This is a genomic window from Dinghuibacter sp., assembly GCF_035492835.1.
Classification (GTDB): Bacteria; Bacteroidota; Bacteroidia; order Chitinophagales; family Chitinophagaceae; genus Dinghuibacter.
This window is the reverse complement of sequence record NZ_DATJIY010000015.1, coordinates 37,370-51,225: the sequence shown is the minus strand read 5'-3', so window position 1 is coordinate 51,225 and position 13,856 is coordinate 37,370. Positions and strand designations below refer to the sequence as shown.

Genomic DNA, 13,856 nt, shown 5'->3' with positions numbered 1-13,856 from the left:
GGGTCAAAGGATTTCGGATATCCTTATCCCGTCGATCTACCGGGAATTCGTCGAAGGGCTCAAACGGGTTTTCGCGGGAGAATCCTTTTCGAGGGAAATCAGGAGGGGCGACTACGACTTCGTATCCCGTTTTGTCCCGCTCCGGGACAAGGAAGGGACTATCTTTTCCGCGATGGTCGTATCCATAGACGTGACGGAGCTCAAAAACGCCCAGCGCCACATCAATAACCTAAACGAAACCTTGGAATGGAAGGTTGCCGAAAGAACGGAGGAGCTCGCTTCGGTGAACCGGGAGCTGGAGGCTTTCGTGTACTCGGTCTCCCACGACCTCCGGGCGCCGCTCCGGATCATCGACGGGTTTGCCGATATCCTCTCCAGCGATTATGGCGACGCCCTCGACGAGGAAGGCAAGCGGACGGTGGCCGTGATCGTTTCCAGCGCCCGGCGAATGGGACAGTTGATCGACGACCTGCTCAACCTCTCACGCCAGGGACGGCAGGAGCTCGTCACCACCGCGGTGGATATGAACCGGCTGGTCGACTCCGTCGTCCAGGAGCAGCTGGCGTCCGCATCCGTCAAAGCCACGGTTAGCAACGACGATCTGTTGCCGGCAGTTTGCGACGAGCGGCTTATCCGCCAGGTCTGGATCAACCTTGTCTCCAACGCGCTCAAGTATTCTTCCGGGAAACCCGAACCCCGCATACATATCACCTCCTTCAGACACGGACGGATGGCGACCTATTCGATCCGGGACAACGGCGTTGGCTTCAACATGAACTATGCGCATAAGCTATTCGGCATTTTCCAGCGTCTCCACAAGCCAAGTGAGTTCGAGGGTACCGGCGTGGGCCTGGCGCTGGTGCAGAGGATCGTCCACCGGCACGGCGGCAAGGTATGGGCGGAAGCAAAAGAAGGAGAGGGCGCCACGTTTTTTTTCACCATACCAGGCCGATGACATTATGGAAAGACACGAAATACAAATCCTGCTGATCGAAGACAATCCACACGAAGCGGAATTGACCATCCGCAGCCTCCGGAAAAGCAACCTCGCCAACCATTTGAAGCACATCGATGACGGAGAAGAGGCGCTGGCTTATCTCTTTCCGGCCGAAGACGCCGGCCTGCGCCAGTTACGGCCGAAATTGATCTTGCTGGACCTCAAGTTGCCCAAGGTCGACGGGCTGGAAATCCTGCGAAAGATAAAAGAAAATGAATGGACACGGTTGATTCCCGTGGTCGTACTGACGTCCTCAAAGGAAGAACGGGACATCATCGAAAGCTATAAGTTAGGCGTAAACAGCTATATCGTCAAGCCCGTAAACTTCGAATCCTTTGCCCGGGCCGTCAGCGAGCTGGGCATGTACTGGCTTTTGTTGAACCAAACCCCACCGGGTTCCTCGTTATGAAAAAAGACCTGACCATACTGCAGCTCGAGGACGACCCGCTCGACGCCGAACTGATCCAGCGTTTTCTGCGGAACGCAGGACTGTCGACCGACGCCCATATTGCCAGCGACCGGGCGGATTTCGAACAGGCGATCGACTCGGGGCGCTTCGACGTAGTGCTGGCCGACAACTCGCTACCGCAATTCAATTCCCTGGAGGCCCTGAAAGTGCTGCGGGAACACAGGGTCGATGTCCCTTTTATCCTGGTGACCGGGACCGTTTCCGAAGAATTCGCCGTCGATGTCATCCAGAAAGGCGCCGACGACTATATCCTGAAAAACAACCTGACGCGGTTACCCTCTGCGATCGACAGGGCCATGGAAAAACGCCGGATTAAACGGGAAAAGATGCTGACCGAAGCCGCCTTGCGTCAAAGTGAGGAGGAATACAGGCAGCTCTTCGAGCTGACACCACTGGCGGCGTGGGTCATTGACGAACAAACACTAGGCTTTTTGACCGTCAATTCGGCCGCCGCAAGGTTGTATGGTTATACACCCGCCGAATTCAAAGGCCTGGACCTCGGCAGCATACAACGCTCCCGGGAGGACGGCCTCGTAAAACACCTGACGAAGGATGGAAGGGTGATCGACGCCGAAATCATTTCGACACCCGTACTCTATAACAACCACTCCGCCCGGCTGGTCCTGATCAACGACCTCACGGAGCAACTCAAGGCGGAAGCGGATATCCGGCAGATGAACCTGGAGCTGCGGGAATTGTCGGCCCACCTGCAAAACGTCCGGGAAGAGGAAAGGATACAGATTTCCCGGGACGTCCATGACGAATTGGGACAACAAATCACCGGGTTGAAGATGGCGCTGTATTCACTATCCAAAAAAAGCGGTCTCCAGCAGGAATTTACGGAGGCCATGTCGCTGATCGAAGACCTGGTAACGTCGGTTCGCCGGATCGCCTCCAACCTTCGCCCCCACCTGCTCGACAACTTTGGCCTGGCCGAAGCGTTGCGATGGCAGGGTCAGGACGTGGAGAAGCGGTTTGGTATCACGGTGGCCTTCGAATCCGAACCGCCGAACATCGATCTGCCGCCGGGTATCAGTACCGGCCTTTTCCGTATCTACCAGGAGGTATTGACGAATGCCGTCCGCCATTCGGGCGCGCACCGCATCGATAGCAGCCTTTGCATGGATGAAGGGCGCGTCGTCATGGAGATCCGGGACGATGGGGCGGGCATGGATTTGACGGCGGCCCCCAGGAAAAAAAGTTTTGGGCTCCTGGGTATTAAGGAACGCGTATTTCTGCTCAACGGCCAATATACGCTCAGCAGCGAACCGGGCAAGGGAATGCGCTGGACGGTTTCGATCCCACTATAAAACGCTTTAATGAACATTATCATCGCTGACGACCACGCCCTGATCCGAAAAGGATTGAAACAAATCCTCCTGGAGGAATTCCCTTCGGCACGGGTCGATGAATGCCGGGACGCGGAGGAGCTGATCAAAAAAAGCCTGCACGACCATTGGGATGTCGTGGTTTGCGACCTGCTGATGCCAGGCAAGACAGGGTTGGATGTCGTCCAGCACATGAAACAACACGCCCCCAGGACACCGGTGCTCGTGCTCAGCATGTACCCGGAGGAACAATACGCCATCCGGGCGCTGAAAACCGGCGCCGCCGGCTACCTCAGCAAGGACAGCGCCCCCGAGGAGCTCGTCCGGGCGGTACACCGCGTCCTGATGGGTCGCAAATACATCTCCCCGTCGCTCGCCGACAAGCTGGTCAACGAGCTGGACCAGGAGAGCTCTCCCAAACCGGCCCACGAGCTGCTTACACACCGGGAATTCGGGATTTTCCAGCTGCTGGCAGCGGGCAAATCCATTTCGGCGATCGCCGACCAGCTCTCCATCAGCGCCTCCACCGTCAGTACCTACCGGGCCAAGATCCTGACGAAAATGAACCTTGGCTCCAACGCGGACCTGACGCGGTATGCACTGGAAAATAAATTGATTTGACGCCTTGTGGCGTTTATACTATAGGAGATCGTCGATCTTCGATGTCCACTTCCCATTCCGCGCTATCGATAACGCTTTCGTTTGGGCGCATCTTTGTATCGTTGCAGGCGTGAATCCAATATCCTATCTGAGTAGTCCGTACCCTATCCGCCCGTTTTAAGAGCCGCCAAAATCATTGGTGAAAGAGACCTTCGGGTCTCTTTTTTTTTGCCCGTACGTTTTGCGCCCCACGATGTGGCCTGGGAATACGTGGCGGCCCGGCGGGGGAAAATGTAAAACCCCACATGGATATGCGGGGTTTTCTATGCTTACCTCTTCTTAAATTTTTTACCGTTAACCAGTAAAACCTTATGATGTAAAAGTAGCGCCCGCCCGGTTCCTGCGGGATCGCTGCCTTTGCTCTATTGACGGTAGCATTTCAACTACAAGGCGCCCAGCTTCTTCAGGTGGTCGTCGGCGTTGGTGTTTTTTGGATTCAGCTCGAGGGATCGCTTGTAGAATTTGACGGCGTTTGCCTTATCGCCCATGTCCTCGTACGCTTCGGCTTCGCTGTCGTAGACGTTCCAGCTGTCGGGATGGAGCTGGGTATTCAGCTGGAAGATTTTTAAAGCGTATTCGCTCTTGCCTTTTCTCAGGAGGCTGTACGCCCAGTAATTGACCTCGTTTTCGTCCAGACCCGTCGTGTCTCCCGTCTTTGCCAGGCGTTTGATGTTTTTTGAGAAACCGAAGGCGTCGTCGGTTCGTTCTTCCGGTGTATAATTGCTCTCCACGAAGATTTTGTTCGCGATAGCCTCCGTCTTGTCCTGGATACTCGAATTATTGACGCATTCGTTGGTCATCACCATCACGCCGAAATGCAGCTCGGGATATAACAGGCAATAGGACGTAAAACCAAAGGTCGTCCCATCCATGTTCACCCGGCGCTTCCCCTCAAATGTCCCCAGGAACCAGTTCAGACCTATGGCAAATTGTTGGGGATCGCCCCAGGCGGCCTTGTGGGTCATCATGACCGCCGGGTTGGACTCGTCCAGCTGGAAGGCGATGTATTTGAGCATGTCGTCCAAACAGGATTTCATGGCGCCGGCGGCACCGTTGAATAACGGGATGTGGGGCTCTTTGAGACCTTTATCGTCATAGCCCTCAGCGCGCCGTGTTAGTTGCTGTGTTGTCAGTGTGATCCCGGTATTAGACATGTTTAACGGCCCGGTGATGTATTTTTTTACGATCACCTCGTAGGGCATTTTGTATATGTTCTCCAGGATAAAACCCAGGAGCTGGTTCGCTGCGTTGGAGTGGGCGGGCGTCGAGCCTGGCTTCGTGGCCAGCGTCACCTGGTGCAGGTCCCTCAGGAAGTCCTCCTTTGTGTAGTGCTCGTTCAGCTTTACGATCTCGCGCGGGATCGAATCCGCCGGGAATTTGTCTTTCAAGAGCGTAACGTCCGGGATGTTGTTGGGCAGGGAGCTCGTCCAGTTCACCAGGTTCTTTAGCGTTACCGGCGTTCCCTGGTATTGCAGGTTGGGGTACGGTTCTTTGAGATACTTCCTGATATCGTCGTCGAGGGACGCTTTACCGTCCACCACCGCTTTTGTCAACAGGTAGGTCGTGAATGTTTTGGTGATCGAGCCGATCTCATAGATCGTCTGGCTCGTGGGGGTCACCTTCGTCCCGAAATTGTATTTGTAGACTTTGCCGTCTTTAATGACGCCAATGGACAGCTCGTCGTTTGGTTGGTTATCCGTCATGATTCTTCCGGCGGATTCGACAATGGTGTCCATATTGACCTGGGCAGTGGACCTCGTCGCCAGTGCAATCGCGACCATCAGGAGGGCTTTGCGCATAAGTAGTTGATTTTTTGAGTTTTGAATCATTTTCTGTGCCGGGATTTTAAGTGATTTGGAATCAACTAATTGATTAGGAGTTCGCGATCGGCGGTGTTCGGTTTCGATACAGGCAACGGGTGGGTTTCGTACATTTAGACGTGCAAACTTCTCTACTCACACCGCGCCTGACCTTGCGCCAACTCCAGCACACCGATGATGTGGCGCTGCTGGCGCTGCGCGGCCATCCAGAGGTGAACCGCTATCTGGACCGGACTCCGCCGAAGGATATTTCGCAGGCGCAGATGTTCATCAACACCATTTTGGACGGCGGGCTTACTCAATCGTGGACATATTGGGCGATTGCGCTCCGCGACGGCGGTTTGATCGGGACGATCTGTCTCTGGAACTTCTCCGACGACCGGCTTACCGCCGAATTGGGTTATGAGCTCCACCCGGAGTACCAGGGGCAGGGATTTATGGACGAGGCGGCGAAGAAGGTGCTGGATTTTGGATTTGCGGTGCTGGGGCTAAAGACCATCGAGGCGTTTACCCATAGGGATAATATCCGGTCGTCCCGGCTGCTGGAGCGGAATGGGTTTACAAAGGTCGAAGACGGGGAATTGGAGCGGTTTGCAAAAACTACTGCTCCTTAATCTGTGACGGGTCCGTCACCACGATCTCGGGCTTACCGTTATACATCTGCTGCTTGCCGGTGATGCAGACCTTTTTGCCGTCGTAGTAGATGTCGGGGGCGTCGTGGAATTTTGCGTGGTCCTCGGCCTTGATGACGATGGTGAGCTTCTGGTTCGGGTAGGCGGCGCCGAAGTTGAGGAGCGACATACCGGAGGTGAAGGTCTTGCCGCCATAGATACGGTCGCAGACGGTGACCACGGAGGCGTCGCCGGCGGCAGGAGAAGCGGGGGCGGCCATGGTCACATTGGGTACCGCTGGCGGGGTGAAGTGGCCGCTGTATATGTCGTTGAGGAGGCCGGCCAGGCGGATGCCCGCCATCTGGATGCGCTCCTTGACGATGGGCATGTGCTTGTCGTAGTAGTCGTCGGGGAGGGTGCGGTTGCGCATGGCATCGATCTCTCCGTAGAGGCGGGTGGCGGCCTGGTAGCTTTCCCACATCCATTGGAGGATACCGGCGCTTTGCCACTCCTTGATCCTATCGGGGGAGACGTTGTCCCACTGGGCGGCCAGCTGGGCGTCGCTGAGGCCGCCGTGGTCGATCAGTTTGGAGTCCCAAAGAGCGTGGAGGTTGGTGCCCTGGCCGTCATATTGTACCTGGATAGTATTACCGCCCTTGTCTTCGGCGCGGCTGACGTGCATCGGCTGGTGCAGGTCCTCGACGATGTGGATGAGGTATTTGAGGGCGACGACCTTTTGGTCGTGGGGCGTATTCGGGGAGGCGAGCTCGTTTTCGCACTTCATCACGGCCCAGTAGGCGTTGGGTTCGGTCATGCCCTTGACCTGGGCGGAAAAGTCGCTAAAGGACAAACCCAGGGGCAGGTCGATGTAATGCCAGGGACCATTATTCTTATACTCGGGCACGGACCGGACCTCGTCGGCCCAGGTGCTGGCGTCCGCCAGGGATGCATCCCCGAGCAGGTCATGGACGGCCGCCCTGGCCGCGGGGCTGAGGTGGTTTTCGGCAATCCGGCCGCAGGTGCGGTGACCGGTGACGCCCCAGGACAACAAAGCAAGGGCAACGAGAGCCACGAAGGGCAAAAGGGCTTTTTTCATGCTGATGGATGAAGTGGGGGCAAATATAGGGGTTCAGGTCATCCCTTTTTTCAAGCCGGACTCTACCAGCAGAAAGTTAACAGGATAGGCCGTACAAAAACCAAGCATCATGGAGAGCTGCATCATCCACCAGAAAACCGGGCTCTTGACGGATAGGGACTCATTGAAAATCATGAAAATAGCTATCGCCATGCCGCTGTACATCCCGGCCTGCCAGGCCAGTACGCTGAGGGTATCGGCCTTAAAGGCGTCCAGGAGGGTGCGCCAAAAACCCTTTCCTTTCATGGTTTTCAGGGCAAAGTACTGAAAGAGGATGCCAAAAAGCAGGGCTCCTGCCAGGGCCAGGGTCATATGGCCCACGAGCGGGCTTCCGGCCACCAGGATGGGCGGCAGCAGGGCTACCGCCATATCCCCGAGGGTGCAACCGGCCCCGCAATGGAGGGTGCTTCGGGTAACCGAGCCGGACCGGCTGCGGTGACGGCCAAGGCGGACGTACAGGAGAAGTCCGACGGGGCCCGCATACAGCGCCGTAAGCGGCCATACCAGGCTCATGATCCACATCCGGCGGCGCGGGCGGGTAAATTGGTCGATCACGATGATCAATGCGGAGAGGATAGCTAACAGGATAAACAGCCAGGCGATCTCATCGATAGCAGTCATTCAGGTGTTTTTGAAGCGACTTCACCGCAAAAACCTTACCATACGCACGTTTGCGGCGCGCTTCCCGGGTGGGCGCGACCGTGGGCGGCTAGTTATTCACCAGCTTCATCGCCCCCTCCCCATACCGCTTGCCCGTGTCGGGGTAGGCGGCCAGCAGGTCGTCGATCGATTGGAGGTCGCCGGGCGAAAGGACGATGTCCGCCGACGCGGCATTCTCTTCGAGGTATTTACGGCGCTTGGTGCCGGGGATGGGGATGATGTCCTTTCCCTGGGCCAGCACCCAGGCAAGCGCCAGCTGGGCGGCGGTGCAGCCCCTGGCCGCGGCCAGGGCGGCAAAACCGGCGGCGAGACCTTCGTTGTTGGCCAGGTGTTCGGTCTGAAAGCGGGGCAGGTTCCTGCGGATGTCGTCCGTCCCCAATGCGGACCAGTCGACGGTATTGAGGAGGAGCCCCCGGGACAGCGGGCTGAACGGGATCAGCGAGATGCCCAGCTCACGACAGGTAGGGAGTATTTCCGCCTCCAGGTCGCGGGTGAGGATGGAATATTCGGATTGGAGGGCGGCGATGGGGTGGACGGCGCAGGCTTTGCGAAGCGAGGCGGCGGAGGCTTCCGACAGACCCAGGTAGCGCACCTTACCCTCACGCACGAGGTCGGCCATGGCGCCGACCATGTCCTCGACCGGGACGTTGGGATCGATGCGGTGGGCATAGTACAAGTCGATCACGTCGACACGGAGCCGCTTCAGGCTTCTTTCCGCGGCAGACTTCAGATAGCCGGGGGAACCGTCGAAGTAGGTGCCGCCTTGTCCCGGCACACCGGGGTTACGGTCGTCGTAGTGACGGAAACCGAACTTGGTCGCGATAAAAACCTTATCCCGGTTGGGCACGAGCACCTTGGAGACCAGCTCCTCGTTGGCGCCGTTGGCATATATGTCGGCGGTATCCCAGAAGTTGACGCCCAGATCCAGGGCGCGGTGCAGGGTGGCGACGGCTTCGGCCTCATCGGGGACGCCATAGCCGTGGTTCATGCCCATGCAGCCCAGGCCGATGGCGGATAGTTTTTCTGTCGTTTTTCCCAAAAATCTGTATTGCATGCCACAAAGGTAAGGCGCAGGCCAAGCCCTCGTATTGCCCGGTTCAAACTAAACCTTGCTCAATTCAAACAACGCTTTCACCAGCACGTCGAGCTCTGACGGCGTCGTAAAGATGTTGGGGGTAATGCGGCAGCCCTGCACGCCGGCACCGTCGATGGCGACCGTGTAGATTTTGTAGCGTTTCAGGAGGGTATCGGCAAGGTCGGCGGGCTTTATGCCCTTGATGCCCACGTTGGCGATGGCGCAGGCCCTGGCGGGATCGGCGGGGGTGTTCAGCACGATGCCGGGTGCGTTCCGGACGCGGGTCGTCCAGTATTGCTGGAGGTACCGGAGCCGTTCTTCTTTGCGTTCGGGCCCGATCTGCTGATAAAAGTCGATCGCCGCGCCTACCGTGAGGTCGGACCAAACCGGTAAGGTACCCGTATGATTGAGCGTCCCGATCCCGGTGACGGAACCGTCGGGCTCCGGGAGTAGCGGCCAGACGTCGGGGATACGGTCCTTCCGCACCCAGAGCAAACCGGTGCCCAGCGGCGCGCTCAGCCACTTGTGGAGACTAGCGCCAAAGAAGTCGCACCCCAGGTCGGGTATGGAAAACCGTATTTGCGCGACGGTATGCGCCCCATCCACCATGGTGGCCACGCCCCTTGCCCTGGCCATGTCGCAGATGCGCCTCACGGGCAGGATCTGGCCGGTGATGTTGACCATGTGCGACACCATGAGGAGGCGTGTGCGCGGGGTGATCATCGAAGCATACAAGTCGACGATCTCAGAGTCGGAGGCCGGGTGGTTGGGCACCGACAGGATTTTATTGACAACGCCATACCGGTCGGCCGCCTGCCGGAACATCCTCAGCATGGCGCCATAGTCCTGTTGAGCCATGATGGCCTCGTCGCCGGGCTTCCAGTGGATGCCGCCGATGACCATGTCGAGGGACTCGGTGGTATTGCGGGTGATCGCGACCTCATCCGGTGCGGCGCCGACCAGACCCGCCAGCCGGGCGGCCATGGCGTGCTTGTTGTCGAACTGAACGGTACGCATGTAGTGCGCCCCCTGGTAGTTGACGTCCCGGATGTTTTTAATCAGGCTCTCCAGCGTGGCTTCCGGCAGGATGTTGTAGTAGCCGTTCTCGAGGTTGATGTAGTCGGGGGTCAGACGGTAACCGCCGCGGACGCCCTCCCAGAAGGTTTCGTCCGATGCGGTGGCCAGTGGGCTCAGGTGCTCGAACCGCGCCACCCAGCGCGACAGGGGCTCGCCGGTGAGCGCCAGGGCCATGCCTTTCAGAAAAGTGCGTTTGTCCATTGAGGGGAATGTACACTATCTTTCTGAAAAAAAATAATGTCCGCGCCACTTGCCAGGAAGCTGGGGCTAAAAGACCGGTAATAACGGGAGTGTTTTTCATGGCTATACTCCCTGTATCTTGCGCATTGGGTCGGGCGTAGTTTCGGGCATCAGGAGCTTGAGCCGGAAACCGGACCCGTACCGGTCCTCCTCTTTGAGGAATTCATGGTCTCTCTTACTGATCCAGTAGGTTTCGGTGTAGTGCATGTTTTTGGCGTCACCCTCCGTTATCAGCCTCCAGCAATCCACGCGGGCGCCGTTCAGGGTTTGGATGACCTCGCTCCCGCTGACCTTATAGACTACGTACTGGGGAGGGTCCAGACCCGCGTCGTAAAAATTGATGGCGAAGGCCTTCCCGGCCCCCAAAGGAAGCATTTCAAAGGTTTCAATATCCAGGTTCCAATTCAGGTTGGGCCGGGAAAAGGCCAGGGAAAAGTCCTTGGCGGCATTCCCCCACACGCTGTCCGCGCCGCTGATCCTGTCGTCCGCCCAATTATAAGCGAAGGTTTTCCCGCGCTTTATCTCCTTATGATACACCGGGGCGAAATCGGCAGCCTTGTTCAACGAGTAGACCTCGCGATACATATTCGTGTCCTGTCCGTACCAGTGCTGGGTGATGCGAAAGGCCCCATCCACCTGCTCAATGCTCCGCAGCCAGTACCAGAACACCAGCGTCTTTTTGGACGCCGTGTCCCCCATATAGATGAAGTACTGGCGCAGGCCAGGCTTCAGGTAAGCGGTTTGCAGGGCGGTATGGCCCCAGCCGATGGTGTCCACGGTTTGAGCCGAGGCCTGTAGAGAAAACAACAACAATACGGCGGATAAACGCATGGTGTAAAATTGCGGCTCCTTATTCGTGCCGTCAAGACCTTTCAACGGCTGGACATATATTTTAAACAGCCCGAACCGTTGAAGGATCGGCCACAGGCGTTGAAGCGGGTGGGAAGCCCAAAAAGGATCGTATTTTTGGGTCATGAAGTCATTCTTTGAGCGGGCATCCACGAAGACGTTACAATGGCTCGTATGGGTATTCGTCTGCCTGCTCATCTTTGTCACCTACGTATCCGAGGACGGATGGAAACAGTCCGGGACTTACGCCGTCCTGCACTGTATCTTCTATGCCACCCTGATCTATACCAACATCCTGGTGCTTTTCCCCCGGCTCTACCTCACGGGCAAGCGTACCTGGTATATCCTGTCCGTCATCGCGCTCATCGTCGTCCTGGGCTTTGTCCGGGGGGCGACCTACACCTGGATATATAACAACTGGTTCGCCCAGAAGCACGACCACGAGAATATGATGCAGACGATTTACGCCTGTATGATCTCGAACGTTTTTATCTATGTCCTCAGCCTGATATTCCGGATCGCGATCGCGTATTTCGGGCTCAAAAAACAAACCCAGGAAATCCTCCTGCAAAAAAGCCAGGCGGAGCTCAACCTCCTGAAGTCACAGGTGCAACCGCACTTTCTGTTCAACACCCTCAACAACATCTACTACGAATCCTACCGGGAAGCGCCGCGGACCGCCTTGTTGATCGAGCGGCTGAGCGAGATCATGCGGTACTTCGTGGACGAAAGCCCCAGGCAGTATGTCCAGCTGGCCACCGAAATCCGTTTCCTGGAAAACTACATGGCGCTCGAGCAAATCCGCATCCGGTATGGCGTACACATCCGCTTTAGCAAGGAGTGCGACACCGAGACCAAGGTACCCCCCATGCTGCTGATGACCTTCGTGGAAAACGTCTTCAAGCACGGCATCGACAAAACCAGCCCCCTCAACAGCGTAGACATCAGCCTGTCGAGCGACGGCACCCGGCTCCATTTCAGGACCCGGAACAAGCTGTACAATCCCACCTCCGATCACGCCAGCGGGTTTGGGATCAAAAACCTCCGCCAGCGGCTCCGCATCCTGTACGGCAACGACTTCGAGCTGGAGACAAAGGTCGAGGGGCTGTACTATACCGCCTATTTATCCATCCCGTTAAATCCTTCCGCATGAACCTAAGCTGTATCATCATCGACGACGAGCCCAACGCGGTGGACCTGCTCGACATGTTCATCCGGCAGGCCACCGGCTGGACCCTCAGCCACAAGTGCTATGACGCGCTCGAGGCCATGACGTTCCTCAAGCAGCAGCGCGTGGACTTCGTTTTCCTGGATATCAACATGCCACAGCTGAGCGGGATGGAGATGGCGGGGTTGTTGCCCCCCGAGACGAAGATCGTTTTTACGACCGCCTATTCCGAGTACGCCCTGGACAGCTACAATTTCCCCACCATCGACTATCTGCTCAAGCCGATTACACTGAAGCGCTTCCTGGCGGCGCAGCAAAAGATCGAGGGGTATTTCGCGGCGCATCGGGAATCAGACCCGTCGGTCGCGACCAAGGCCCTGGGCGACTACTTCTTTGTCAAGTCGGGAAAGGAGCTCCGCAAAATATTGCTCGACGACATCCTCTATTTCGAGGGTGAAAAAGAGTACGTCCGGCTCGTCACCCCCCGTGAGCAGATACTGATCTACCGCAGGCTGAAGGACATCGAGGAGCAGCTGTCGCTGCCGTTTGTGCGGGTGCACAATTCGTATATCATCAACATCCGGCAGCTGCAGAAGATACAGGACAATCATATTTATATCGGGGCCAAGCAGATTCCCATTTCGGAGAAGTATAAGGAGAATTTTATGGGGGTTATCCAGGGGAAATTGTTCTAGATAACGACCTGCGCGCGGAGGCCCTGTTGGGGCTTTTCGCCACGCAGGAGTGAGCAGGAATGATCTGTGCGGCGATTTTGGTACCTTCCCCACCATGCAACGCATCGCCTTCACCATGAAATTGTTCCCCGGTTTCGAGGCCGAGTACCGGCGGCGGCACGCCGTCATCTGGCCGGAACTGAGCGGTCTCCTGCACGAAGCGGGTATCCGGGACTATTCGATATTTTTAGACCCACGGACCCTGACGCTCTTTGCCTATATGCAAATCGCCGACAGCCGCAAGCTTGAGGACCTGCCGCGGGAGCCGGTGATGCAGCGCTGGTGGGACTTTATGAAAGATGTCATGGAGACGAACCCGGATCAGTCGCCGGTAACCTCCCCCCTACAGGAGGTTTTTTACCTGGAAGGCTAGCGCTCCCGCTTTCCCAGGGCCCTGTCCCCCAAAATCAGGGCGTAAAAAAAGATCAGGAAACACGCCAGCACGATGCCGGCGTTGCGGATCACCAGCTCATAGCCCAGGCTGTAGACATCCAGGAAGGGATAGGGATACCATCCCAGGAGGGCGCCGCGCGCCAGGGAATAGCAAAGGTATAAGAAGGGGTAGGCGAGCCAGGCCAGCGGCGCGGTTAACCATAGCGACCCTTTGGGAACAAAGAGCACCCAATAACCCAGGTAGAACAGCGGTAACAGGGTGTGGAGAAAAAAGTCCGCTACCCAGGCGCTGCCGTGGAGGTTGACCAGCTTGGCGAGGACGACGTTATAGACGCAACCGACGACCAGCATATAGCCCGCGATCGCGGTCTGGACCGTAGCCCGGGAGAAAAACGCGCCCATGGCCGAACGGCTGCTGAACATCGACATAGTCAGGCTGAAGGCGACCAGGAAGTTGGTCAGGATCGTAAAGTAGCTAAAGAAGTTGGCGGTGGTCATGCCCATCGTCTGACCGAGCGCTTTACCCGTCGAGTGGGCCAGGACAAACTGGAGGACCAGGATGACCCAACCGGTCAGGGCTAACAGGACCCGACAGATGGCGGCAGGCAATGAATAGGATTGTAGCATAGCTGGAAATCGG

Annotated in this window: 15 protein-coding genes; 8 read left to right on the top strand and 7 right to left on the bottom strand. The window is 57.1% G+C overall.

Features of this window, described 5'->3' with window-relative positions; genetic code table 11:
• From VL547_RS01640 to VL547_RS01625, 4 genes are all read left to right on the top strand, one after another.
• A partial coding sequence (locus VL547_RS01640; protein ID WP_325574477.1) for a sensor histidine kinase occupies positions 1 to 955 on the top strand: 955 nt, incomplete at its 5' end.
• A gap of 4 nt (positions 956 to 959) precedes the next feature.
• Positions 960 to 1,406: a response regulator gene (locus VL547_RS01635; RefSeq protein ID WP_325574474.1), complete on the top strand. Its 447-nt coding sequence runs from the start codon at positions 960 to 962 to the stop codon at positions 1,404 to 1,406.
• Entirely contained in the window at positions 1,403 to 2,776 is a 1,374-nt protein-coding gene (locus VL547_RS01630; protein WP_325574471.1) for a response regulator, read from the top strand. The genes VL547_RS01635 and VL547_RS01630 overlap by 4 nt, the downstream gene beginning before the upstream one ends.
• A 9-nt stretch (positions 2,777 to 2,785) precedes the next feature.
• Positions 2,786 to 3,415: a response regulator transcription factor gene (locus VL547_RS01625; protein WP_325574469.1), complete on the top strand. Its 630-nt coding sequence runs from the start codon at positions 2,786 to 2,788 to the stop codon at positions 3,413 to 3,415.
• Positions 3,416 to 3,837: 422 nt separating this feature from the next.
• On the opposite strand, the gene VL547_RS01620 is transcribed toward VL547_RS01625, so the two are convergent.
• Positions 3,838 to 5,253: a serine hydrolase gene (locus tag VL547_RS01620; RefSeq protein WP_325574467.1), complete on the bottom strand. Its 1,416-nt coding sequence runs from the start codon at positions 5,251 to 5,253 to the stop codon at positions 3,838 to 3,840.
• 140 nt (positions 5,254 to 5,393) lie between these two features.
• On the opposite strand from VL547_RS01620, the gene VL547_RS01615 reads away from it, so the two are divergent.
• On the top strand, positions 5,394 to 5,888 hold the full coding sequence (locus VL547_RS01615; RefSeq protein ID WP_325574465.1) for a GNAT family N-acetyltransferase: 495 nt from the start codon (positions 5,394 to 5,396) through the stop codon (positions 5,886 to 5,888).
• On the opposite strand, the gene VL547_RS01610 is transcribed toward VL547_RS01615, so the two are convergent.
• The 5 genes from VL547_RS01610 to VL547_RS01590 all read right to left on the bottom strand — a co-directional run bounded on the left by VL547_RS01610 (position 5,875) and on the right by VL547_RS01590 (position 10,903).
• Complete coding sequence (locus VL547_RS01610) at positions 5,875 to 6,981, bottom strand: S1/P1 nuclease (RefSeq protein WP_325574464.1); 1,107 nt, start codon at positions 6,979 to 6,981, stop codon at positions 5,875 to 5,877. The genes VL547_RS01615 and VL547_RS01610 overlap by 14 nt on opposite strands.
• A gap of 33 nt (positions 6,982 to 7,014) precedes the next feature.
• Positions 7,015 to 7,641: a DUF4396 domain-containing protein gene (locus VL547_RS01605; protein ID WP_325574461.1), complete on the bottom strand. Its 627-nt coding sequence runs from the start codon at positions 7,639 to 7,641 to the stop codon at positions 7,015 to 7,017.
• A gap of 88 nt (positions 7,642 to 7,729) precedes the next feature.
• Positions 7,730 to 8,734 (bottom strand): aldo/keto reductase, encoded by a 1,005-nt coding sequence (locus VL547_RS01600; protein ID WP_325574459.1) that lies wholly within the window; start codon positions 8,732 to 8,734, stop codon positions 7,730 to 7,732.
• A 48-nt stretch (positions 8,735 to 8,782) separates the two neighbouring features.
• The gene (locus VL547_RS01595) at positions 8,783 to 10,033 is read right to left on the bottom strand and encodes an aminotransferase class V-fold PLP-dependent enzyme (RefSeq protein ID WP_325574457.1); all 1,251 of its coding nucleotides are present in this window, start codon (positions 10,031 to 10,033) and stop codon (positions 8,783 to 8,785) included.
• A gap of 102 nt (positions 10,034 to 10,135) precedes the next feature.
• Positions 10,136 to 10,903, bottom strand: coding sequence for a hypothetical protein (locus VL547_RS01590; protein WP_325574455.1), 768 nt, complete (start codon positions 10,901 to 10,903; stop codon positions 10,136 to 10,138).
• Between the two features lie 142 nt (positions 10,904 to 11,045).
• Here VL547_RS01590 and VL547_RS01585 point away from each other — a divergent pair, with 142 nt between their 5' ends.
• The 3 genes from VL547_RS01585 (at position 11,046) to rhaM (ending at position 13,196) form a co-directional block, all read left to right on the top strand.
• Positions 11,046 to 12,074 carry a sensor histidine kinase gene (locus VL547_RS01585; RefSeq protein WP_325574453.1) on the top strand — a complete coding sequence of 343 codons (1,029 nt, stop codon included), beginning with the start codon at positions 11,046 to 11,048 and terminating at the stop codon, positions 12,072 to 12,074.
• Complete coding sequence (locus tag VL547_RS01580; RefSeq protein WP_325574451.1) at positions 12,071 to 12,784, top strand: LytTR family DNA-binding domain-containing protein; 714 nt, start codon at positions 12,071 to 12,073, stop codon at positions 12,782 to 12,784. Before VL547_RS01585 ends, VL547_RS01580 begins: the two co-directional genes overlap by 4 nt.
• A 94-nt stretch (positions 12,785 to 12,878) precedes the next feature.
• Positions 12,879 to 13,196, top strand: a complete 318-nt coding sequence (rhaM, locus tag VL547_RS01575) for an L-rhamnose mutarotase (protein ID WP_325574449.1) — start codon at positions 12,879 to 12,881, stop codon at positions 13,194 to 13,196.
• On the opposite strand, the gene VL547_RS01570 is transcribed toward rhaM, so the two are convergent.
• Complete coding sequence (locus tag VL547_RS01570) at positions 13,193 to 13,843, bottom strand: Pr6Pr family membrane protein (RefSeq protein ID WP_325574447.1); 651 nt, start codon at positions 13,841 to 13,843, stop codon at positions 13,193 to 13,195. The genes rhaM and VL547_RS01570 overlap by 4 nt on opposite strands.
• Positions 13,844 to 13,856 lie beyond the last annotated feature (13 nt).